This window comes from Aliterella atlantica CENA595, from assembly GCF_000952155.1.
GTDB lineage: Bacteria > Cyanobacteriota > Cyanobacteriia > Cyanobacteriales > Chroococcidiopsidaceae > Aliterella > Aliterella atlantica.
Genome location: NZ_JYON01000036.1, coordinates 1 through 22643, shown reverse-complemented (window position 1 = coordinate 22643; position 22643 = coordinate 1). Strand labels below are relative to the sequence as shown.

Annotated in this window: 20 protein-coding genes and 1 pseudogene; 10 read left to right on the top strand and 11 right to left on the bottom strand. The window is 42.5% G+C overall.

From position 1 onward, the window contains the following. Positions 1-51: 51 nt before the first annotated feature. The 7 genes from UH38_RS22450 to UH38_RS22420 all read right to left on the bottom strand — a co-directional run bounded on the left by UH38_RS22450 (position 52) and on the right by UH38_RS22420 (position 6870). Positions 52-297, bottom strand: a complete 246-nt coding sequence (locus tag UH38_RS22450; RefSeq protein ID WP_045056937.1) for a DUF6737 family protein — start codon at positions 295-297, stop codon at positions 52-54. A gap of 227 nt (positions 298-524) precedes the next feature. Beyond that, positions 525-698 (bottom strand): 50S ribosomal protein L32, encoded by a 174-nt coding sequence (gene rpmF / locus UH38_RS22445; protein ID WP_045056936.1) that lies wholly within the window; start codon positions 696-698, stop codon positions 525-527. An 89-nt stretch (positions 699-787) separates the two neighbouring features. Then, positions 788-1711 carry a hypothetical protein gene (locus UH38_RS25075; RefSeq protein WP_052672525.1) on the bottom strand — a complete coding sequence of 308 codons (924 nt, stop codon included), beginning with the start codon at positions 1709-1711 and terminating at the stop codon, positions 788-790. Positions 1712-2069: 358 nt separating this feature from the next. Continuing rightward, on the bottom strand, positions 2070-2321 hold the full coding sequence (locus UH38_RS22435; protein ID WP_407640464.1) for a Mo-dependent nitrogenase C-terminal domain-containing protein: 252 nt from the start codon (positions 2319-2321) through the stop codon (positions 2070-2072). Positions 2322-2976: 655 nt separating this feature from the next. Next, positions 2977-4743 (bottom strand): ribonuclease J, encoded by a 1767-nt coding sequence (locus UH38_RS22430; RefSeq protein ID WP_045056934.1) that lies wholly within the window; start codon positions 4741-4743, stop codon positions 2977-2979. Positions 4744-4879: 136 nt separating this feature from the next. After that, positions 4880-5794 (bottom strand): 4-hydroxy-tetrahydrodipicolinate synthase, encoded by a 915-nt coding sequence (gene dapA, locus UH38_RS22425; protein WP_045056933.1) that lies wholly within the window; start codon positions 5792-5794, stop codon positions 4880-4882. A gap of 26 nt (positions 5795-5820) precedes the next feature. Next, complete coding sequence (locus UH38_RS22420; RefSeq protein WP_045056932.1) at positions 5821-6870, bottom strand: aspartate-semialdehyde dehydrogenase; 1050 nt, start codon at positions 6868-6870, stop codon at positions 5821-5823. Between the two features lie 534 nt (positions 6871-7404). On the opposite strand from UH38_RS22420, the gene tig reads away from it, so the two are divergent. From tig to UH38_RS22400, 4 genes are all read left to right on the top strand, one after another. Continuing rightward, the gene (gene tig, locus UH38_RS22415; protein WP_045056931.1) at positions 7405-8802 is read left to right on the top strand and encodes a trigger factor; all 1398 of its coding nucleotides are present in this window, start codon (positions 7405-7407) and stop codon (positions 8800-8802) included. 176 nt (positions 8803-8978) lie between these two features. Then, positions 8979-9653: an ATP-dependent Clp endopeptidase proteolytic subunit ClpP gene (gene clpP / locus UH38_RS22410; RefSeq protein ID WP_045056930.1), complete on the top strand. Its 675-nt coding sequence runs from the start codon at positions 8979-8981 to the stop codon at positions 9651-9653. A gap of 13 nt (positions 9654-9666) precedes the next feature. After that, positions 9667-11016: an ATP-dependent protease ATP-binding subunit ClpX gene (gene clpX, locus UH38_RS22405; protein WP_045056929.1), complete on the top strand. Its 1350-nt coding sequence runs from the start codon at positions 9667-9669 to the stop codon at positions 11014-11016. A gap of 19 nt (positions 11017-11035) precedes the next feature. After that, entirely contained in the window at positions 11036-11938 is a 903-nt protein-coding gene (locus tag UH38_RS22400) for an alpha/beta fold hydrolase (protein ID WP_045056928.1), read from the top strand. Positions 11939-11961: 23 nt separating this feature from the next. On the opposite strand, the gene UH38_RS22395 is transcribed toward UH38_RS22400, so the two are convergent. Then, on the bottom strand, positions 11962-12285 hold the full coding sequence (locus tag UH38_RS22395; RefSeq protein ID WP_045056927.1) for an ArsR/SmtB family transcription factor: 324 nt from the start codon (positions 12283-12285) through the stop codon (positions 11962-11964). 79 nt (positions 12286-12364) lie between these two features. On the opposite strand from UH38_RS22395, the gene UH38_RS22390 reads away from it, so the two are divergent. From UH38_RS22390 to UH38_RS22370, 5 genes are all read left to right on the top strand, one after another. Next, positions 12365-13120, top strand: coding sequence for an SDR family oxidoreductase (locus UH38_RS22390; RefSeq protein ID WP_045056926.1), 756 nt, complete (start codon positions 12365-12367; stop codon positions 13118-13120). 68 nt (positions 13121-13188) lie between these two features. Further along, positions 13189-14406, top strand: a complete 1218-nt coding sequence (locus tag UH38_RS22385) for an MFS transporter (protein WP_045056925.1) — start codon at positions 13189-13191, stop codon at positions 14404-14406. Between the two features lie 74 nt (positions 14407-14480). After that, on the top strand, positions 14481-15182 hold the full coding sequence (locus UH38_RS22380) for a glutathione binding-like protein (protein ID WP_045056924.1): 702 nt from the start codon (positions 14481-14483) through the stop codon (positions 15180-15182). A 128-nt stretch (positions 15183-15310) separates the two neighbouring features. Beyond that, complete coding sequence (purT, locus tag UH38_RS22375; RefSeq protein WP_045056923.1) at positions 15311-16483, top strand: formate-dependent phosphoribosylglycinamide formyltransferase; 1173 nt, start codon at positions 15311-15313, stop codon at positions 16481-16483. Position 16484: 1 nt separating this feature from the next. Next, positions 16485-17387, top strand: coding sequence for an alpha/beta fold hydrolase (locus UH38_RS22370; RefSeq protein ID WP_045056922.1), 903 nt, complete (start codon positions 16485-16487; stop codon positions 17385-17387). A gap of 281 nt (positions 17388-17668) precedes the next feature. Here UH38_RS22370 and UH38_RS22365 read toward each other — a convergent pair whose 3' ends face one another. Together UH38_RS22365 and UH38_RS22360 are read right to left on the bottom strand one after the other, a co-directional pair. Further along, on the bottom strand, positions 17669-17872 hold the full coding sequence (locus tag UH38_RS22365; RefSeq protein ID WP_045056921.1) for a hypothetical protein: 204 nt from the start codon (positions 17870-17872) through the stop codon (positions 17669-17671). 152 nt (positions 17873-18024) lie between these two features. After that, positions 18025-18726 (bottom strand): tetratricopeptide repeat protein, encoded by a 702-nt coding sequence (locus UH38_RS22360; RefSeq protein ID WP_052672524.1) that lies wholly within the window; start codon positions 18724-18726, stop codon positions 18025-18027. Positions 18727-18847: 121 nt separating this feature from the next. Here UH38_RS22360 and bchH point away from each other — a divergent pair, with 121 nt between their 5' ends. Continuing rightward, the gene (gene bchH, locus UH38_RS22355; protein ID WP_045056920.1) at positions 18848-22465 is read left to right on the top strand and encodes a magnesium chelatase subunit H; all 3618 of its coding nucleotides are present in this window, start codon (positions 18848-18850) and stop codon (positions 22463-22465) included. Positions 22466-22531: 66 nt separating this feature from the next. Here bchH and UH38_RS28375 read toward each other — a convergent pair. Beyond that, positions 22532-22643, bottom strand: a pseudogene (locus tag UH38_RS28375) (IS982 family transposase); the annotation flags it as partial.

Genomic DNA, 22643 nt, shown 5'->3' with positions numbered 1-22643 from the left:
AAACTGACAGCTAATTCGTAGATAAAGGTAGATAGTATGCAATAGTAGGTATTATTTTGGTTCGCTCTGAGAAAGGTTAATATTGCGCTGTACTAGCTTGGGATACAACAAAATAAAGTAACTCATCCATATTATTACAGGCACAGAAGCGATCGCTGTTAGCCAAATTTTGTGTAACAGCAACCAACTACCACTAATTAGGGCGATACCTGTAAGCAATATAGACCAAGGCTGACACCACCAAGGTTTGTATTCCCAAACGTCGATAGCTATTTCTTTTGGGGATTGTTGTTCCATCACCAAGCTTAAATGTAAATCTTCACTATTACTAGCACGAGTTTTAGGCTTGTGAGTTGGAGAATATGCTCAGTAATATAAGCTGATGGAACTCCTTTAGTAGCCAACAAGACTATTACAGGCTTTACTTTAGCCTGCAAATTTTAGGGCATCCAAATACATTTTTACACGTCAGCGCCAACGGGCTTTTAGCCGTTGGCTTTTTTCAATCATCGCCGCTAATAAACTTATTCTTCTTCCGACTCTTCTTCACCAGTCGGATAAACAAACTTAGAACGTCCGCTCAAAATTGATTTGCCAAGAGAGAGCGCTTTTTGAGCTTCTACTGCTGCTTTGTGTCTCCAGGTTGCTCTACGCTTATCTCGCTTTGACTTTGATGTTTTCTTCTTGGGAACTGCCATGATGACTCCTGCAATTTTTTCACAACCTTTCTAGTATAGAGCATCCACTGGTTCTAGATAGAGCGATAGGTTGCCAGGCGATCGCAATTCTAAGGTAGTGTAGGAGTATTGGGATTTGTACTATTAGAGGGAGTTCCCTGCGGCAAGCTTGGCTGATTAGTTGGAGTCGGACCAGTAATTTGCGGCGTAGTATCATTAACTGGAGGCGGAGTAATCTGCGGATTTGACTCGTTAACTGAATTTGGACTTGTAGTTGACGGTGTCGCATTATTAACTGGAGGAGCAGTATCGTTCTGCGGCGTGCTACTGGGAGTTGAAGTATCGCTTGGAGAAGTTTCCGGCGTACTAGGTTGTTGGGGATTTGGAGTTAGAGCCGGACCGCCAGGAATAGGGCTGGAAGTAGGTGTAGCTCCTGGTGGGGTAGGAGGTGTTATTGGTTGAATTGGGGTGTTATTAATAACTTCTCTAGAACTACCAGGTGCATTAGAGTTGTTTTGTTGTCCTTCGGGTGGAGTTGGGGGAGTTTCTGATGACGAAGGTTGATTGGGATTGAGATTATTAGTATTAGCTAATTGTTGCTCTTCTAAACCTAACAGCGATCGCGCACTACTAAAATAAGTAGTACCGCTTTGCACCTCGCTACTATTCCACTGCGGGCGGCTGAGTTCTACTGTCAACACGGGGGCAATTGTGCCTTGATTCTGCCCTAGAACGACTACAGAAACATCAGTTACTCGATTGCCTTGGTCAAAGCCTTGTTGAACTGCTGACCTGGCTGCGGCTTCTGCACGCCCGATTAGGCTTTCGTAGGTTTCATCAGGTTGGCGCTCTATAGTAATGTCATCAATACGTGCAGTTTCAGCTTGGGCAACTTCTATTGTTCCCCAACTACCTACGAGTAAAAATAATATAGTTGCTAGTTTTACTGTTTTTCCTAGTTCTTGCCAAAAATCAATATTAGAGTGGGCTATTTCTGGCTTTATCTTTGAGGCTTGCTTGCGAAATAACCTCATAATTGCAATGCTCCTTGTCAGTTACAAGCGATCGTTAGCTCATGTCTAGTTATAAACATTTGTTCGCTGTTTGGTGTGGAATGTAGCTAAATGTTTAGTTAGACGCAAACGAGCCTGAATATAATCTGCAAGCATTGTACTACAGTAAAGAGCGCAATTTTAACTGCAATGCATTACACGCAAGCAGTGCGACTATACTTTAGGTATTTAATCAAATAGGAAAAATTCTTTTTGGCTTAATTTGGGTAGTTTATCGATTAAGTTGGAGAGAAAATCGCTAACTACATACCAACGAGATAATGTATTGAGCTTTAACCGACTGAACTAGCTAGTAATGAGTGCTTTCTTATCTTGAGACTTAGCAGTAGGCTGTAATATCCTCTCCACATTCGTCAGCCAAATAGCACAGCGCTCGGAAGCGTAATGCAACTACTTCTTCATATAAAGGATTGAGCTTGCACATTGGTGGAATATGAAATAACTTGCGACCAAATAAAGTGATATCGCGCTCGAACGGACATTGTGCAGGAATTAGTTGGCACAAACGATGTGCAAGTTTAGGATTGCAGACTTCTACTCGGTCTAGGCGTTGGCGCAGAGTTTTCAACATAGTAGCAGTGAATTTAGCAACAGGAGAATTTAAGGAGTTGGGGTTGGCGATGGATGTATTTAAGTTCATAACTCACTCTCTCTTGTTTTAATCGGGTAAATTTAACTATCTAAAAATATCTACAGAGGTTTAACGGAGTTTTCGGAAGGAATGCTGTTTTCTTTTGGTTGTCCCTCAAGTCGCAGCCCTTTGATTTGTTTTTATATTGCCTGAAGTTTCCTAAGGACGAATTAGAGACATCACTGAACTTTCCCATTGCAGGATCTTCAACTTCAGCGATCGCACTTAGATGTAGACTCCTTAGTATGATTTGCGAAGTCTCTAAGGCTAAAATCCACAAATATACAAGCCTTACTTACGTAGTGCCGTCAGGTAAAAATTAAAGCTCTATATTTAAGGTAGTCAGTAATCCGCTAAGAAGGCATTAGACTTAGTACATAAATTTCTCAAGTGTTTAGAGGCTGTAAGTCTATCTATCGCTATATTCATTACAGCTTTTTCAGTAAATAAATACTCAGTTCAACTATACTCGTTGGCAAACCTCTTAGTAAAAACAAGTAGCATTAGATACAGAACAGATATAAGCGAACAAAAAATTAGGTGAAGAGTCATTGCTAAACCCTCCACCTAACTTAAATTACTTGCGTTCTAGTGCTTAAGATGCAGCTACTTGAGCGGTTGTCCGTCGCCGCCTACGCCCATCGACTGCCTTAGCTGCTGGCTCATCTGGAGTCTGCATCAAAAGGATAATTGATGGCTGACATTGCAACTCGCGGCGAATAGCACGTTGTAATTCGCGTTCTAACTGCACTTGTACGCCTGCCCAATCTACTTCTACAGGTTCGCCGTTAACGAATTGAGCAAAACTAGACCAACGATCGCTTAATACTTGTTCCATCCGCTCTTGTACCCATTTTTGCAGAAGCGATCGCTCAATGGAAGTAACTACACCTCGGACGTGAATCTCTGGCTTCATCATCAATTTGCCTTGCCAATCTACAGCAGCGGCGATGACGATTGTACCTTCTTCTGCCATTTGCTGGCGCTCTTTAAGGACGCGATCGCTTACTATTCCGGTACGCGACATATCGACCAATTCGACACCTGATGGCACTTTCCCAGCGACGCGAATAGCCTCTGGTGACACTTCTACCACATCGCCATTCTGAATAATTACCATATTCTCAGCAGGTATGCCCGTACTCTGTGCTGTCTGAGAGTGCTTGATTAGCATCCGGTGTTCGCCGTGAACTGGTAGGAAAAACTTGGGCTTAGTCAAAGCAATCATCAATTTTTGATCTTCTTGGCAACCGTGTCCAGATACGTGCAAGCCTTTTTCGCGCCCGTAAATTACGTTAGCACCTTGCATCATCAAGCGATCGATTGTATTGACTACAGCTATTGTGTTACCTGGAATAGGATTAGCTGAAAATACAACAGTATCGCCTGGACGAATTTTGATGTGCTGGTGTTCGCCTTTAGAAATGCGCGTCATGGCTGACATTGGTTCTCCCTGCGAACCTGTAGTCAGAATCAATACTTTCTCGTCTGGTAGGTTGCGAATTGCTTGCAATGGTTGCAGCAAATTATCTTCGCACTTGATATAACCCAAATTTCGAGCGTGGGCAATTAAGTTTAACATCGAGCGCCCTACTACACCGACTACACGATTTTGCAGCTTTGCTAGTTCCAAAATCATATTAATTCTGTGTACGGAAGAAGCAAAAGTTGTAACTAATAGTCTGCCTTTGGCTTCGCTAAATACTCGCGCTAAGTTAGGATAAACCGATCGCTCTGAAGGGGTGTGTCCTGGTATTTCCGAATTGGTAGAATCGCTAATTAGGCATAGTACGCCTTTTTCGCCGTGTTCTGCTAGCCGTTGAATATCAAAATGTTCTCCATCTACGGGCGTATGGTCGAATTTGAAGTCTCCCGTGTGAATAATTATCCCTGCTGGCGTATGTAAAGCAACGGTGAAACTATCGGCGATAGAGTGAGTATTGCGGATAAACTCAACTACAAAGTGCGAACCCAAGCGGACCATATCGCGGGGACGTACCGATCTTAGCTCAGTGCGATCGCGTACTCCAGCTTCTTCTAGTTTGCCCTCTAGCATTGCCATTGCCAACCGAGGACCGTAAATAACGGGAATTTCTAACTGTTTTAAGTGGAAGGCAATACCGCCAATATGGTCTTCATGACCGTGTGTGACAATCATGCCTTTGATTTTATGGCGATTTTCGCGCAAATACGTCATATCTGGCAGCACGATATTTACGCCATGCATACCATCGGTAGGAAAAGCCAGTCCTGCATCTAGTAAAATAATTTCGTCTTCGCACTCAAAGACACAAGTATTTTTACCAATTTCGTGCAAACCGCCTAGTGGAATAATTTTGATTGTTGGTGATGATTTGGTCATATTATATCCTTCGAGAAATAATTTGTTAGCGATTGAGAAAAAATTGTATAAGTTAGCCCTAGTTGAGTTTTAAAATTGTGTTTCTTCTCAACTCAATTAATATTTATTCAAGCTAGCTTGCAGTCAGTCAGAGCATTTAATTAGTTATTGCCGATAAATCTTTAGTGCTAGTAGCAATATCTTTAAGAATATCTTTGAGAGCTAGTTCTATCTTGTCTTGTTCGTCGCACTGCAAAGGCAAACGAGTAGAACCAACGTCCCAACCTGTGAGTTTGAGCGCTATTTTTAGGGGAATTGGGTTAGTAGTAATAAATAGTGATTTGAACAATGGTAGAAGGTTTAAATGAATTTGAGTTGCAACTTGATTGTTCCCTGTCTCAAAGGCGCGGATCATTTGTTGCAGTTGATTGCCCACCAGGTGACTTGCTACGCTAATTACTCCTTTGCCACCTACAGCTAATAAGGGCAGTGTTAAAGAATCATCACCAGAATAAATTTGAAATTCACTAGGTGTTAAGCGCCGAATCTCACTAGCTTGGTCTAAGTTCCCCGTTGCTTCTTTAACGGCAACTATATTCTCTACTTGAGCTAAACGAGCTATAGTTTCCGGTAACATATTTTGCCCTGTACGACCGGGAATGTTATACAACACTAACGGCAGATCGGGGCAAGCTCGTGCGATCGCAGCAAAGTGTTGATACAATCCAGCTTGAGGGGGCTTGTTGTAATAAGGAACGACTTGCAGCGATCCATGTACTCCTATTTTAGCTGCTTTTTGGGTAGCTGCGATCGCTTCTGTGGTCGAATTAGATCCTGTCCCTGCCATCACCAAAGCTTTTTTGGCTACTGCTTGCAGCACAACTTGAAATAATTGGTACTCTTCATCCCAACTTAAGGTAGGCGATTCGCCTGTTGTTCCGCACACTACCAAAGTATCGCTGCCATTATCTGCTAAATATGCAGCTAATTTTTCTGCTACAGCATAATCTACGCTGCCGTCTTGCTTAAACGGCGTTACCATTGCTGTAATTACTCTTCCAAAATCTACCACCTACTTTCACTCCTCGCTGATATCATTTAGCTAATGGCTGATGATTGATAGCTTTTAGCTGATAGCAGATTTTGTTCTACTAATAATTCGGCAATTTGAACGGCATTTAAGGCTGCACCTTTACGAATTTGGTCGCCACACAGCCAAAGTTCTAACCCGTTGGGATGAGAAATATCAAGGCGGATGCGACCAACTAAAACGTCATCTTCACCTGTTGCGTCTATGGGCATGGGAAAATAATTTGCTTGCCAGTCTTCCACTATTCGCACTCCTTTTGACTGACTTAATATTTCTTTTGCCTCTTCGACGCTTAATGGTTGCTCGAATTCTAGATTAATCGCTTCTGAATGCGCCCGCAGTACGGGAACCCGTACGCAGGTTGCAGTAATTCTCAGTTGTGGTGCATTAAATATCTTCCGCGTCTCGTTCACCATTTTCAATTCTTCTTCACAATAGCCGTTTGCTGTCATTGGCGAATTATGAGGAAAAAGATTAAAGGCTATCGGATAAGGGAATACTTCGCTAGTTGGCGCTTTACCTTGGAGAATTTCTTGACTCTGGTTTTTGACTTCCTCCATTGCTCTTGCACCCGCACCGCTTGCTGACTGGTAAGTAGCAGCAACAATCCGCTGAATCTGTCTGGCTTTATGTAAGGGATAAATTGCCACTGCCATCAAAATTGTCGTGCAGTTGGGGTTAGCAATTATGCCTTGGTGGTGGCTAGCTGCATCGGGATTGACTTCAGGAATTACTAAAGGTACTTGTTCGTCCATGCGAAAAGCACTGGAATTGTCGATAACGACAGCACCCGAAGCAACTGCTTTCGGCGCTAAAGCTTTGGACGTAGAGCCTCCTGCTGAAGCTAAGACAATATCTACATTAGCAAAAGAGCGATCGCCCACTTCCTCTACTAACAAGTCTTCTCCCTTAAATTTCATGGTTTTTCCAGCGCTGCGGGAAGATGCGAACAGCTTTAAATCGCTTAAGGGAAAGTTCCGCTCGTCCAATAGTTCTAGTAATTCTGTGCCAACTGCACCAGTAGCTCCCAAAATGGCAACACGATAAGATTTTGTCAACTTTTTCTCCTGAGATAACGTTAATTAATGTCTAAGCTTAATAAATATATTTATATGCAGATAACCTTTAGCAGCCAACCAATTTTTTAATATTCGATTATATAACAGCAGACTTTGAGGGAATTTTGCTTGCACTCAATACTAAGTATTGTGACATTTTGGCAATAAGTGAGTCAGGACATGGTTAAAAACAGCAAGATAAATCTGTAAATGTAGTTAAAAGCCAAAAGCGCTTATAGATTAGGACAATTTAAAAAACTATAAATTAAAGCGTAGCATTAGGCTTTAGTGCCAAATTATAGCTAAACTAAAAACTGCCAAGAGATACCATCGCTAACGACGCTTGCCAAACTTAGGATACCACGAAGTCGCAAGACCTATACTGGAAGAACGCTTTTACGGCTAAGTGCTTTCAATCCCAAGCAGGGTAATGTTGCTCTTGCGCTTGAGGTTGCCCTTCTAGCAGGCAGAAGAAAAAATAGAGGCAGGCTAGCTCTCACTACATAAGTCAAATTGTCAGATAAAACTGTAAACATGAAAGTCACCCAGGAAAAACTCCCCGCAAGTCAAGTTGGATTGGAAATAGAAATTCCTTCCGAAAAATCCAAGCAAGCATACGAGCAGGTGATTCAAAACTTCGCCCGTTCTGCCAACATTCCTGGTTTTCGCAAAGGCAAAGTTCCCCGTCATGTATTAGTCCAAAGGCTAGGCAACGTCCGCATCAAAGCAGCAGCCCTAGAAGAAATGATTGATAGCAGCGTCAACGAAGCGCTCAAACAAGAAGAAATTAAAGCTATCGGTCAACCGCAGTTACGCACCTCATTTGAAGAATTAATCGGTCAATACGAGCCAGGGAAGCCGTTGATTTTCTCGGCGGCAGTAGATGTCGTCCCAGAAGTAAATCTCACCCAGTACAGCGGCTTACAAGTCCAAACAGAAGAGATTAAATACGACCCTGCTAGCGTCGAAAAAGCAATTGAAGAAAATCGCAATCAAATGGCAACGCTAGTTCCAGTTGAAGGACGTGCCGCGCAAATGAACGATACCGCTGTAGTAGATTTTAAAGGCATTTTGGTCAACGAAGCGGAAACAGACGCAGAACCAGAAGAAATACCAGGCGGTCAAGCAACAGATTTTCAAGTAGAGTTGCAACCAGGGCGGTTTATTGAAGGCTTCATTGACGGCATAGTTGGCATGAACGTTGGTGAAACTAAAGAAATCGACGCTCAATTTCCCGAAGACTATCCCCAACAGGAATTAGCAAGTCGCAAAGCCTTATTTACCGTGACTTTAAAAGACTTGAAAGCAAAAGAGCTACCAGAAGTCGATGACGACTTTGCTCAAGAAGTTAGCGACTTTGAGACGCTAGCCGAACTACGCGAGTCTTTAGAAAAGCGGTTTCAAGAAGAAGCAGAAAATAAGACCAAAGCCAATCAACAGCAAGCACTGACAGAGGAACTGGTAAAACACGTAGAAGTAGACTTGCCAGAAACGTTGATAAATCAAGAAGTAGACCAAATGCTGACCCAAACAGCAATGCAGTTGAGCAGACAAGGCATTGATGTCAAAAGGCTATTTACTCAAGATACAATACCGCAGCTAAGAGAGCGATCGCGCCCTGAAGCTATAGACCGTATCAAACGTTCTTTAGCCCTGCAAGAAGTCGCCAAGCGCGAATCGCTGCAAGCAGAACCAGCTACCGTTGACGAGCGTATAAAAGAACTGCTAGCCCAGTACAAAGACCAAGACATCGACCAAGAAAGATTGCGGGAAATAGTCACTGAAGAAGTATTGACCGAAAAAATCTTAGATTGGCTGCAAGCTAACGCTACCGTCGAATTAGTACCAGAAGGAACGCTCGCTCCAACTCCAACAGAGGAAGAGGAATTGACACAAGCAGAGGAAATTGACAGCCAAACAGATAGTGAATAAATTAGGGATTATCTGTCAATAGGGCGATCGCTCTATTATCCTTTTCTTAGGAATCTGACGGTAGTAAAACAGATAAGGCATAATAGTTCACAGATAGCGGATAAAAGCAACTCCTAAGGTAAAAAGCGCCTAATTCAAGCTGCACCGCGTCGGTTAAACTTTCTAACCTTTGTTCTATGCTTGAATCTAAATCTGTGAATTTCCCCATCAACAGCGTTAACAACCTGGAAATTAACAATATTGTTCCCACAGTTGTAGAACAATCTGGAATGGGAGAACGTGCTTTTGATATCTACTCTCGCCTGCTTAGAGAGCGCATTGTCTTCTTGGGAACTCAGGTAGATGATGCTGTTGCCGATTCGATTGTCGCTCAACTGCTATTTTTAGATGCCGAAGACCCAGAGAAAGATATTCAGCTGTATATCAACTCTCCTGGCGGTTCGGTAACAGCGGGGATGGCAATTTATGACACAATCCAGCAAATTCGTCCTGATGTTGCTACTATTTGTTTTGGACTCGCCGCTAGTATGGGAGCATTTCTCCTGAGTGCTGGAGCTAAAGGTAAACGGATGTCACTACCAAGCGCCCGAATTATGATTCACCAACCATTAGGTGGCGCTCAAGGTCAAGCCGTTGACATTGAAATCCAAGCAAGAGAAATTCTCTATCATAAAAATAGGCTGAACGAGTTACTAGCCGAGCATACTGGTAAGCCCTTAGAGAGAATCGAAGCTGATACCGAGCGCGACTTCTTTATGTCCGCAGAAGAAGCCAAAAACTACGGCTTAATCGACCAAGTTATCTCGCGGCAAAATATCCCCCAAGCGGGTGCTACAGTTACCATCAAATAATTCGAGGCTTTATATGTCAAAGTATGACTCCCATCTCAAATGTTCATTTTGCGGCAAGTCGCAAGAGCAGGTACGCAAATTGATTGCCGGACCGGGAGTCTACATTTGCGATGAATGCGTTGACTTGTGTAATGAAATTCTCGATGAAGAATTAATCGAACATAACTCTAGTAGCAATGCTGCATCGCAGCAAGCACAACGTCCAGAACCGCCGCAAAAGCGCCGGACTCGCGCGGCAAATCTGTCGTTCAATCAGATTCCTAAGCCGCGCGAAATCAAAAATCATTTAGACGACCACGTAATTGGGCAAGACGAAGCTAAAAAAGTGTTGTCTGTTGCCGTCTACAATCACTACAAACGTTTGAGCGTACTGCAAGCAAAAAATAGCGGCAAAGGTGCGCCAGAAGATGCAGTAGAACTGCAAAAATCAAATATTTTATTGATTGGACCAACAGGCTGCGGCAAAACTTTGTTAGCCCAAACTCTAGCAAAAATTCTCGAAGTACCTTTTGCGGTAGCAGATGCCACAACATTAACAGAAGCAGGTTATGTCGGCGAAGATGTAGAAAATATCTTGCTGCGCTTGCTCCAAGTTGCTGACTTGGATGTAGAAGAAGCACAAAGAGGCATTATTTACATTGACGAAATCGATAAAATTGCCCGCAAGAGCGAAAACCCCTCAATTACCCGCGATGTTTCTGGCGAAGGCGTTCAGCAAGCTTTGTTAAAAATGTTGGAAGGGACAATTGCCAACGTACCACCACAAGGAGGACGCAAGCACCCCTATCAAGATTGCATCCAAATTGACACCAGTAACATACTATTTATCTGCGGCGGTGCGTTTGTCGGCTTAGATAAAGTAGTAGAACAGCGCACTGGCAAAAAATCAATGGGCTTCGTGCAACCAGGTGAAGGACAATCGAAAGAAAAACGTACGGCTGACGTGTTGCGCCACCTAGAACCAGAAGATTTAGTTAAGTTTGGCATGATTCCCGAATTTATCGGCAGAGTACCAGTAGCAGCAGTAGTGGAACCATTGGATGAAGAAGCTTTAGTGGCAATTTTGACTCAGCCGCGTAGCGCTTTAGTCAAGCAGTACCAAAAACTGCTGAAAATGGACAACGTACAGCTAGATTTTAAACCCGATGCCCTCAAAGCGATCGCCCAAGAAGCCTATCGCCGCAAAACAGGCGCTAGAGCTTTACGCGGTATCGTCGAAGAATTGATGCTAGAAGTTATGTACGAGTTGCCATCAAGAAAAGATGTTGCCCTCTGCACAATTACCCGCGAAATGGTAGAAAAACGCTCTACAGCGGAACTTTTGGTACATCCTTCATCGCTACCAAAGCCTGAATCTGCCTAACATTAAGTCACATTTTGCTATGCCTTACATTTGCGTTCGTGGTGTCGAGCATTATTACGAGTGGATAAAAGCAGAAGACAGCAATTCTGTTAAGCCTGTAATGGTTTTTGTTCACGGTTGGGCGGGTTCGGCTCGCTATTGGGAAAGTACAGCCAAGGCGCTAGTTAATGATTTTGATTGCCTGCTGTACGATATGCGCGGGTTTGGACGCACGCGCGGGCGATCGCCTTTAGCGCAAGCCAGCATAGCCGTAGCAGATGCAACAGCCCCTCACGAACAAGCGGAAGCGGTTGAGGAGTTGACCTACGAGCTAGATGAATATGCTAGAGATTTAGCAGCTTTGTTAGATGCCTTAAAAATAGGGCGGATTTATCTCAACGCTCACTCTACAGGCGCATCGGTAGCAACGTTGTTTCTCAATCTTTACCCTGAGCGGGTGGAAAAGGCAATTTTAACTTGCTCAGGTGTATTTGAGTATGACGAGAAAGCTTTTACTGCTTTTCACAAGTTTGGCGGCTATGTAGTGAAGTTTCGTCCCAAATGGCTAGCCAAAATTCCGTTTATAGATCGCATATTCATGGCGCGATTTTTGCGGCGTTCTATCCCTAAACGCGAACGCCAGGCTTTTTTAGCAGATTTTTTGATGGCAGACGAGCAAGCAGCTTTAGGTACGATGGTTACAGCGGTAAGTAAGACAGCAGCCGAAGTAATGCCCCAAGAATTTGCCAGGTTAAAAGTACCGACATTATTAGTAGCTGGGGAATACGACCAAATTATTCCCGCTCACATGGGTCGTCAAGCAGCAGCAATGAGCGATAAAGTCGAGTTTATGCCGATCGCTAATACGGCTCATTTTCCCATGCTGGAAGATAGCAAAACTTACTTACAACAGGTGCGGAAGTTTTTGCAGTTAGAAGCATAATTAATTAAATTTGCTCTTTTTTGCTATCTCGCCTTCTGTACGCAACCCAATACAACATCTAGCAAGCCTGGAAAACGCTCCTCCAAATCCTGGCGGCGAATTGTGTTGAGGTGCTGAGTGCCTTCTTTACGACAGCAAGTAATGCCCGCTTCCCGCAGCACCCTAAAGTGATGGGACATTGTTGATTTGGCGATCGCAAGTCCTAGAGCTTCACACACAGCCGCGCAGGGCTGTTCTCCTTCGGTTGCTAAATGCTTGACAATTTCTAAGCGAATTGGATCGCCCAACGCATATAGTACTCCTGGGAGCGAAATATCTTTTGTGTCTGGATGATAAAACAATCTCATACTTGCATTATCTCACAAATCCCCTTATAGTTTAATTGTTCGATATTACCGAACAATTGAAATAATAGAGAGCAAACACATGACCCAAAAAGTAGCGCTTGTAACTGGAGCTAGTCGTGGTTTGGGAAAAGCGATCGCTTTAAGATTAGCTCAAGATGGGATGATGGTTGCTGTGCATTACGGCAAGAATCAAGCAGCCGCAGAGGAAGTAGTCTCTAAAATCGAATCTACAGGTGGAGAAGCTTTTGCCGTACAAGCTGAGATATCTGAAGTTGCCAGCATCAAAGCAATGTACGAAACATTAGATGCCGAACTGACTAAAAGGACAGGAGCGGCAAAGTTTGATGTACTTGTAAATAATGCAGGAACGGCAATCGGCAAGCCTATTGAAGAGTGGAGTGAGGAAGAATTTGATTATCAGTTCGATTTGAACGTGAAAGGCTTATTTTTTGTTACCCAATTGGCACTATCGCGAATTAATGACAACGGGCGGATTATAAATTTAGGGAGTGGAGTAACGCGCTTTTCTTACCCACTCTACGCTGTTTATGCTGCCTCCAAAGGCTCAGTTAATGTTTTAACCCAGTATCTAGCAGCTATACTTGGCGATCGCGGCATAACGGTAAATACCCTTGCTCCTGGAGCAATTGACACCGATCTTAATGCTGGGTGGTTGCGTTCAGAAGCAGGAAAAGCACAAACGCTAGCGACTTCTGCTATCAAGCGGATTGGAATGCCTGATGATATTGCAGACGCGGCTTCATTTTTGGCTTCTAATGATAGCCGATGGGTTACAGGGCAGCGAATTGAGGCTTCTGGAGGCGCTCACCTCTAGAGACTGAAGAATTTATTTGTGGAGAGCAATTAGTATTAGGCAACGCCAAGCAATCGCCAAGTAAATCCATGGCAGAAAAATCACGCTCTCCTAGAGTTTCACTATTACTTTTAGGCGCTGCTGCTTTTATAGTAATTGCCGATGCGCGGGTAATTGACCCCTTGCTACATATCATTGCCAATGAATTTGAGGCAAATGTCGGTACTACAGCGATTATTGTTAGTGCTTATACAATTCCCTACGGATTGTTTCAATTAGTTTACGGACCATTAGGCGATCGCATTGGCAAAGTGAAGGTAATGACAGGAGCAATGGCAGCTTTTGCGATCGGTACAGCAGGCTGTGCATTTGTCCCTAATATTGCCTTGCTGACTCTACTGCGGTTTCTCACAGGCATGGTTGCAGCGGCAATTATTCCCCTGTCGCTTGCTTATATTGGCGATAACTTTCCTTACGCCGAACGCCAAGCTGCAATTGGACGTTATTTGAGCGCTTTAATGTTGGGGCAAATTCTTGGCGGTAGTATTGGGGGAATTTTTGGCGATTATCTAAGTTGGCGGGACATCTTTCTCGTATTTGGAGTAATTTCATTATTGATTGCAGCAGCACTATGGCGAGCAAATCAGCGCTTAGATGAACCAATAAAACTGCAAGATCGTCGGGGTAAATCTGGTTTTAAGCCTTGGGGTAAATCTGGTTTTAAGCCTTACTTGCAACTGATGAAATCGCCTGCTACTCGTTTGATTATTACGGCTGTATTTATTGAAGGATTTTTTCTATTTGGCGGCTTTGCTTACCTGGGGGCATTTTTACGCGATCGCTATAACTTACCTTATATTGCGATCGGCTTTATGCTCAGTGGTTTTGGTGTAGGCGGACTAATTTACAGCGCCTCAGTAAAATGGCTAGTTAGTAGGCTAGGCGAACAAGGCTTAATTTTTACAGGTGGGTGGCTAGTGTGTTTTGGCTACTTGGCGATAGTCATGTTCCAAAACTGGATTCTATTTATCCCGATTAGCGTGTTAATTGGGATGGGCTTTTATATGCTGCATAGCACATTGCAAACTAGAGCAACAGAATTAGCACCAGAAGCAAGGGGAACAGCAGTTTCCTTATTTGTATTTAGCTTATTTGTCGGACAGGGAATTGGGGCGATCGCACTTGGTGCAATTGTAGACAGTGCAGGCGGTTACATCCACTGTTTCATCACCGTTAGCGTGTCTGTGGCGCTGCTAACACTCTGGTTATATAGTCAACGGCAGCGTTTGAACGCAGCAGGAAGTTAAACTACAACTTGGGATAGAGCGTTTATAGCTCAAGGCGCGATGTATTGAAATAAGACAATCAGGAGAAATAACCCATGATCGATCTTTATTACTGGACAACGCCAAACGGTCACAAAATTACGATGTTTTTAGAGGAAGCAGAATTACCCTACAACATCTTTCCCATTAATATCGGTGCTGGCGATCAGTTTAAGCCAGAATTTCTCAAAATTTCGCCAAATAATCGGATTCCAGCGATTATCGATCGCGAACCTGTAGGCGGTGGCGAACCTATCTCAGTATTTGAATCGGGAGCAATTTTGCTGTATTTAGCAGAAAAGACTGGTAAGCTAATTTCTACAGATTTACGCGATCGCGTAGCAACTTTAGAATGGTTATTCTGGCAAATGGGCGGTTTGGGACCTATGGCTGGGCAAAATCACCATTTCAACCGCTATGCTCCTGAAAAGATTCCTTATGCTATCAACCGTTACGTCAATGAAACAGGGCGTTTGTATGCAGTGCTAAACAAACGGCTAGAAGGGCGTGAATTTGTTGCTGGGAATTATTCTATCGCCGATATTGCTTGCTATCCTTGGGTTACAGGCTACGAAATGCAAGGGCAGAAGTTAGAAGATTTTCCCAATTTACAGCGGTGGTTTGAAGCAATTAAAATTCGTCCTGCTACCGTTCGCGCTTACGAAAAGGCTGAGGCGTTCAAAGAACAAGCCCTAGATATAGAAAAATCGCGATCGCTATTATTTAACCAATCTGCTAATACCATAGGCGGCGCTTGAAACAGTGACCAGTAACCAGTAACCAGTGACCAGTGGCTATTTACTGGTCGCTAAATTAGTGCGCTCGCCTGCTATAGTTTCGCTTATTATCTTATCTGCGTTCATCTGCGTTCGTGCTTCATAAGTGTATGCAAAACTCAATTAAGCTTCCCCAAAAATTGATGCTCTTAGGTTCGGGAGAACTAGGAAAGGAATTTGTTATCGCTGCTAAACGCTTGGGAAATTACGTGATTGCTGTCGATCGTTATGCTAATGCGCCAGCAATGCAAGTTGCTGACTGCGCGGAAGTAATTTCTATGCTTAATGGTGACGAGTTAGAAGCGATCGCTTCAAAACACCAGCCTAATTTTATTATTCCTGAAATTGAAGCAATTAGAACCGAGAAATTAATTGAATTTGAGCAGCGGGGAATTACTGTAATTCCCACAGCTACAGCGACTCATTACACCATGAATCGAGACAGAATTAGGGAATTGGCAAGCAATAATTTAGGAATTAGAACAGCTAAATATGCTTATGCCACAAATTTAGAGGAATTAATTGCAGTTTCAGCAAAAATTGGTTTTCCCAACGTAGTCAAACCAGTAATGTCGTCTTCTGGTAAAGGTCAATCAACAGTTAATAATCCAAGTGAAGTCGAGCAAGCCTGGAATTATGCAATTGCAGGTTCTAGAGGCGATAGTCAAAAAGTAATAGTTGAGGAATTTATCGACTTTGAAATTGAAATCACATTATTAACAATTAAACAGTGGAATGCACCAACAATTTATTGTGCGCCTATCGGTCATCGTCAAGAAAAAGGCGACTATCAAGAATCGTGGCAACCAGCTATTATTAACACTAAGCTATTACTAGAAGCTGAAGCGATCGCGCAAAAAGTTACTGATGAGTTAGGCGGTGCGGGTATATTCGGCGTTGAGTTTTTTATTACTAAAGATGAAGTAATATTTTCTGAACTTTCACCTCGCCCTCACGATACTGGAATGGTAACGTTAATTTCGCAAAACTTGAACGAGTTCGAGTTACATTTAAGGGCTATATTAGGCTTACCAATACCCAATATAGAACAGTTAGGATTTGCTGCTAGTGCAGTTATTTTAGCTAGCGAACATTCAAAGCGTATTTCATTTACTGGTGTAGCCGAAGCTTTAGCAGATAAAGATGTAGATTTAAGATTATTCGGTAAGCCTGATTCTCGCCCAGGGCGGAGAATGGGCGTAGCTTTAGCTAAAGCAGATAGTATTGAATTAGCAAGGGGAAAAGCAACTAAAGCAGCCAGCAAAGTAAAAATTGTTAGTTAAAATGTTTGCTAATTTTCTACCTCATGACGTTTATTTTCTAAGAAAATCAGAGTCTATTACTTTAGCGCAAAACATTCAGCGCGAAGCAATAAATACGCCTCTTAGCGAACAAGCGATCGCAACTTCCTATGTACATCAAGGTACAGGTAATACACCAATACTTTTACTGCATGGATTTGATAGTTCTGTACTAGAATTTCGCAGTATTATACCACTACTTGAGTCTAAAAATGCAATTTGGGCAGTCGATTTATTAGGTTTCGGATTTACAGAAAGATTGCCACAAATTAACTATAATCCATATACGATTAAAACCCATCTTTACTCCTTTTGGCAGCAGCTAATAAATCAGTCAGTAATGCTAGTAGGTACTTCAATGGGCGGTGCAACCGCAATTGATTTTACTCTTACTTATCCCCACGCTGTCAAACAGTTAGTTCTGATTAATAGTATTGGTTTTAGTGGCGATGTTTCTTTTGGTAAATATTTGTTTTCACCTATAGATAGCTGGGCGGTAGAATATTGGCGACAGCGCAAACTACAAGCTTTATTTTTTGGTAGTAATTTTGGGAATTTACAGCCTAGTGAGATTGAAGCAATTAGATGTGCGACGCTACACTTAGAAATGCCTAATTGGCGCGAAGCTACAATTAGTTTTACTAAAAGTGGTGGTTATAGTGACATAGCCAAAAAGGTAGCTCAAATAGACAAAGAAACTCTAATATTATGGGGAGAGTTAGACGATACTTTGCCTAAATTAGATGCAGAGAGGTTTAGGAATGCGATCGCAAATTCTCAACTAACTATGCTAAATTGCGGTCACGTCCCGCATTTAGAACAACCTTCAATTGTCGCTAGTTGTTTGCAAAGGTTTGATAAAGCTACCAGACATACTACAGATTAGTTTATCAGTAGACCCTTTACTTAGTAGCCACAACAGTTTAAGTCTTCTCACTCATGCCTTGTTTATGTCACACGAATAAGTTACATCTATCGATTGGGGTAGATATGTCAAGATACTATGAACTTTTATAAAAAAGTCTGTGTTTCCTGTTACAATACGAAAAGAAATCGGGAACGACAAAGATTTGTACCATCTGTAGCTTTGGGAAAGCGCAGTTGGGTTTCCACAGAATCAAACGACAATCTAAAATTGTAGACCAGCTTGGTAGGCTGGTCGTTTTTTTATAAGTAACCAGCGTATCTTAAAAGCAATCTGGGAGCGCGATCGCCTTCCCAATAAAAGATCTTTTCTACCTCGTAGTAGTTATTACCCAAAACTATATATTCCCGAATTCTAGGCAAAATCCGAAATTGGGCTTGCTTATAGCCTTCAAATGGGCGTTCTCCAGGGGGCGTTCCAGCAATTTCTAGTTCAACTTCAATCATGAGCCTTTTAGAGCGAGTTTATAATTGAGAATCGCATATACAGGCGCATAAGTCAGCGATCTCCGATCTACTAATTTGCTTCTCCAATTAAAGTAAACTTGTAAAAAATTCACTGAAGTAAAATATAAGCAAAAATTTAGAATAAGGAAAACTTAGTTTTCCTGAAGTTTTTTGATAATTTCCTGAGTACGTTGATAGCTTTGGGTATCATTCTGAGATTGATACAATTTAGCTGCTTGCTGCAAATCTTCTACAGCGCCTTTTTTATCTTTAAGTAGATAGCGCACGATCCCTCGTCTTCTATAAGTATCGGGGTTTTCAGGATTGAGTTTAATTGACTGATTGAAATCTTCAATAGCGCCTTTGTTATCTTTAAAGTTGTCAGCCCGGATAACACCGCGATTGGCATATGCAGTAGCATTTTGGGGATTGAGTTTAATTGCTCGATTGAAGTCTTCAATAGCACCTTTAGGATTTTTTAGCCCTTCAACCCGTACAACTCCACGTGCGGCATAGACACTAGAAGTAGCATTATTATTAGGTGGTTTGAGGCGAATTGTTTCTGTTAAGTCTTTATCAGCACCTTGATAATCTTTGAGAATAAAACGCGCGATTCCTCTTCGGTAGTAAGCATAAGCATATTTAGGATCGCGGCGAATTACCTCATTCCAGTCTGCAACAGCACCTTTAAAGTCTTGTCGAGCAAACTTTTCTTCTCCCTGCTGGAATAACGCCTCAATAGTCTTTTCTTGGGCTAGCAGTGTTGGGTGCGATCGCGCGTAAACTAGAGGAATACCTATATTAGTAAAAGTGACAATCCCAAAAATTGCAAGGGCTGTAGGTATAGCTTTCATAGCATTAACCTCAAAAAGTCGGTAGATGTACGTTGAGAATCCACAAATTATTACACGGCTTGCGATCGCAATTCCTGAAATTACCTAAGATCGAAATAACACTATATTCCAATTTCTGGGCATGAAACGTATCGTCTTAATTGCTGGCTTTGAATCATTTAACGCCGAATTGTACCGAGAAGCGGCAAAATTAGCTATTAAACGCTGCCCAGAATTAGATATCAGAGTATTTAGCGATCGCGCTATCTCTAGCAACCCCAAAGAAGTAGAAACAGCATTGCAAGGTGCGGATGTATTTTTTGGCAGTTTGCTGTTTGATTACGACCAGGTATTGTGGTTAAGCGATCGCATCAAACACATTCCCATTCGCTTAATATTTGAGTCAGCCTTAGAATTACTTGCTTTAACTAAGTTAGGCGCGTTCGCAATTGGCGACAAGCCCAAAGGAATGCCTAAACCAATTAAATTTATCCTCGATAAGTTCAGTAACGGGCGAGAAGAAGATAAACTAGCAGGATACTTAAGCTTTTTAAAAGTAGGACCAAAACTACTCAAATTCGTACCAGGGCAAAAAGTACAAGACTTACGCAACTGGCTAATTATCTACGGCTACTGGAATGCAGGCGGACAAGATAACGTTGCAGCTTTATTTTGGACATTAGCAGAAAAATACTTAGGTCTAACAGTAGGCGATATTCCGCCACCTGTAGAAACTCCAAATATGGGGTTATTACACCCCGACTATCAAGGTTTTTTTACATCGCCGCAAGAGTATTTGCAATGGTATCAAGCTCGCTATCCAGGTGCAAATCAGCGCGTAGCTATATTGTTATATCGCAAGCACGTTGTTACTAAACAGCCTTATATTGGGCAATTAATTCGCTATTTTGAACAAGCAGGATTGACACCTATACCTATTTTCATCAATGGTGTAGAAGGTCATGTTGCAGTTAGAGACTGGCTGACTAGCGATTATGAAACTAGCCAAAGACAGTTAGGAAATATCGCCCAGCCATCTTTATCTAAAGAAGCAGTCAAGGTAGATGCGATCGCTTCCACAATCGGTTTTCCCCTAGTAGGCGGTCCAGCAGGTACGATGGAAGCAGGCAGGCAGGTAGATGTTGCCAAACGCATCCTCACAGCGAAAAATGTACCTTATATCGTTGCTGCACCCTTGCTAATTCAAGATATTCATTCTTGGACAAGACAAGGAATTGGTGGATTGCAAAGCGTGGTATTGTATGCTTTGCCGGAATTAGATGGAGCGATAGATACTGTTCCGCTAGGTGGTTTGGTAGGAGAAAAGATTTATCTAATTCCCGAACGAGTACAAAGATTAATTGGTAGGCTAAAAAGCTGGATATCTTTACGGGAAAAACCAATGTGCGATCGCAAGATTGCTATTATCCTATACGGTTTTCCCCCTGGATACGGCGCAACGGGAACGGCAGCATTATTAAACGTCCCACGCAGCCTGATAAAAGTGCTGCAAGCTCTTAAAGAACAAGGCTACAACGTGGGTGAAATCCCGATTGATGGTGAAGAGTTGATTCGGCAGGTCAAGGTGGCAGATGAGACAATAGAAGGCGATCGCGTAGACACCAAACAACTAGCAAAATGGCTAGGCTACTTGCTAACATCTCGCATTGAAAAACAATGGCAATCTTTAACAGGTAGCGGAATTAAAACTTACGGTGACGAACTATTAGTTAACGGCGTGCAACTAGGTAATGTTTGGATAGGCGTACAACCACCTTTAGGCATTCCTGGAGATCCAATGCGGCTGATGTTTGAGCGCGATCTTACACCGCATCCTCAGTATGCAGCTTTTTATCAATGGTTGCAGCATGATTTTCAGGCTGATGCGGTAGTTCATTTTGGAATGCATGGCACTGTAGAATGGCTACCTGGTTCTCCTTTGGGCAATACGGGTTATTCTTGGTCAGATATATTGCTCGGAAATTTGCCTAACTTATATATATATGCAGCTAATAATCCATCTGAATCTATCTTGGCAAAGCGGCGCGGTTATGGAGTAATTATTTCTCACAACGTACCACCATACGGTCGGGCAGGGTTGTATAAAGAATTAATTGCCATACGCGAGTTGATTTTGGAGTATCGAGAAGATCCAGAAAAGAACTATGTCCTCAAAGCAGCTATTTGTAAAAAGATTGTCGATACTGGCGTAGATACAGATTGCCCATTTGCAGAGGCAAAGAAATTAGGCATTGCCTTTACTCCTGAAAATGTGCAAATGTTTAGTGCAACGGCATTTAATAAGTATTTGGTGCAGTTGTACGAATATCTGCAAGTCTTGGAAAATCGGTTATTCTCCTCTGGATTGCATACGCTAGGCGAATCGCCAAACCGAGAGGAATTAGACAGTTATTTACAAGCATATTTTGGTGATGAGTTAGTAGAAGAAGAAGCAAAACAAATTAGCGAGTTACTGACGCAGAATAGCGACGAACTAACTAATCTCTTACGTGGGTTAAATGGCGAGTATATTCCTGCATCCCCAGGAGGCGATTTACTACGAGATGGCGCTGGCGTATTACCTACAGGGCGTAACATTCATGCTTTAGATCCTTATAGAATGCCATCACCTGCGGCTTACGAACGCGGGCGAGAGATTGCCCAAAAGATTATTGCTCAACACTTAAAAGAACATGGAGAATACCCCGAAACTGTAGCTGTAATGTTGTGGGGATTAGATGCAATCAAAACTCGTGGTGAATCTTTGGGTATTTTGTTAGAACTTGTAGGTGCTGAACCTGTAAAGGAAGGCACAGGAAGGATCGTGCGTTATGAGTTACAACCTTTAGCTAGTCTTAATCGTCCGCGTATTGATGTGTTGGCAAATTTATCAGGGATTTTTCGAGATAGTTTTGTCAATATTATCGAGTTGTTAGACGATTTATTTAGTCGTGCAGCCCAAATAGACGAACCAGAATCACAAAACTACATCCGCAAGCACTATTTAGCTTTGAAACAGCAAGGTGTAGATAATGCCTCAGCAAGACTATTTTCTAATCCAGCAGGTGACTTTGGTTCTTTAGTAAACGACCAAGTTGTAGAAGGAAGCTGGGAAACAGGCGAAGAATTAGGCAATACTTGGCAAAATCGCAATGTATTTAGTTATGGCAAACAGGATAAAGGTCAAGCTAGACCAGAAGTATTGCAGCAATTGTTGCAGAAATGCGATCGCATTGTCCAAGAAATCGATTCAGTTGAATACGGTTTAACAGACATTCAAGAATATTACGCCAACACTGGCGGACTCAAACGCGCCGCCGAAAAGCAACGCGGAAAAAACGTCAACACTAGCTTTGTAGAAAGCTTCTCTAAAGACACCACACCCCGCAATTTAGAAGACTTATTGCGCCTGGAATACAGAACTAAATTACTTAATCCCAAATGGGCGGAAGCAATGGCAAATCAAGGTTCGGGCGGTGCTTATGAAATATCCCAACGCATGACAGCATTAATCGGCTGGGGTGGTACGGCTGATTTTACAGATGATTGGGTTTACAACCAAGCGGTTGATACCTATGCCCTGGATGCAGACATGGCGGAAAAATTACGCAACGCAAATCCCGAAGCCTTCCGTAACATAGTCGGGAGGATGCTAGAAGCGAACGGCAGAGGTTTTTGGCAACCAGATGAGGAGAAGTTAGAAAAGTTACGCCAATTATATGAACTATCTGATGAAGAAATTGAAGGCGTAGTAGTTTAATTAAAATATTCAAGATAGATTTGCTAAATTGAATTGATGACAAACATTAATTAACGTCAGTTCGGGTTAAGCAGAATAAAGCAAATTATGAATGGTAGCAATACCTGGCTTTTTGGGCTGATGGCAATAAGCAATCAATCCACAAAGAATGTTAACAAAGCAGTTGACTGGAGAACGA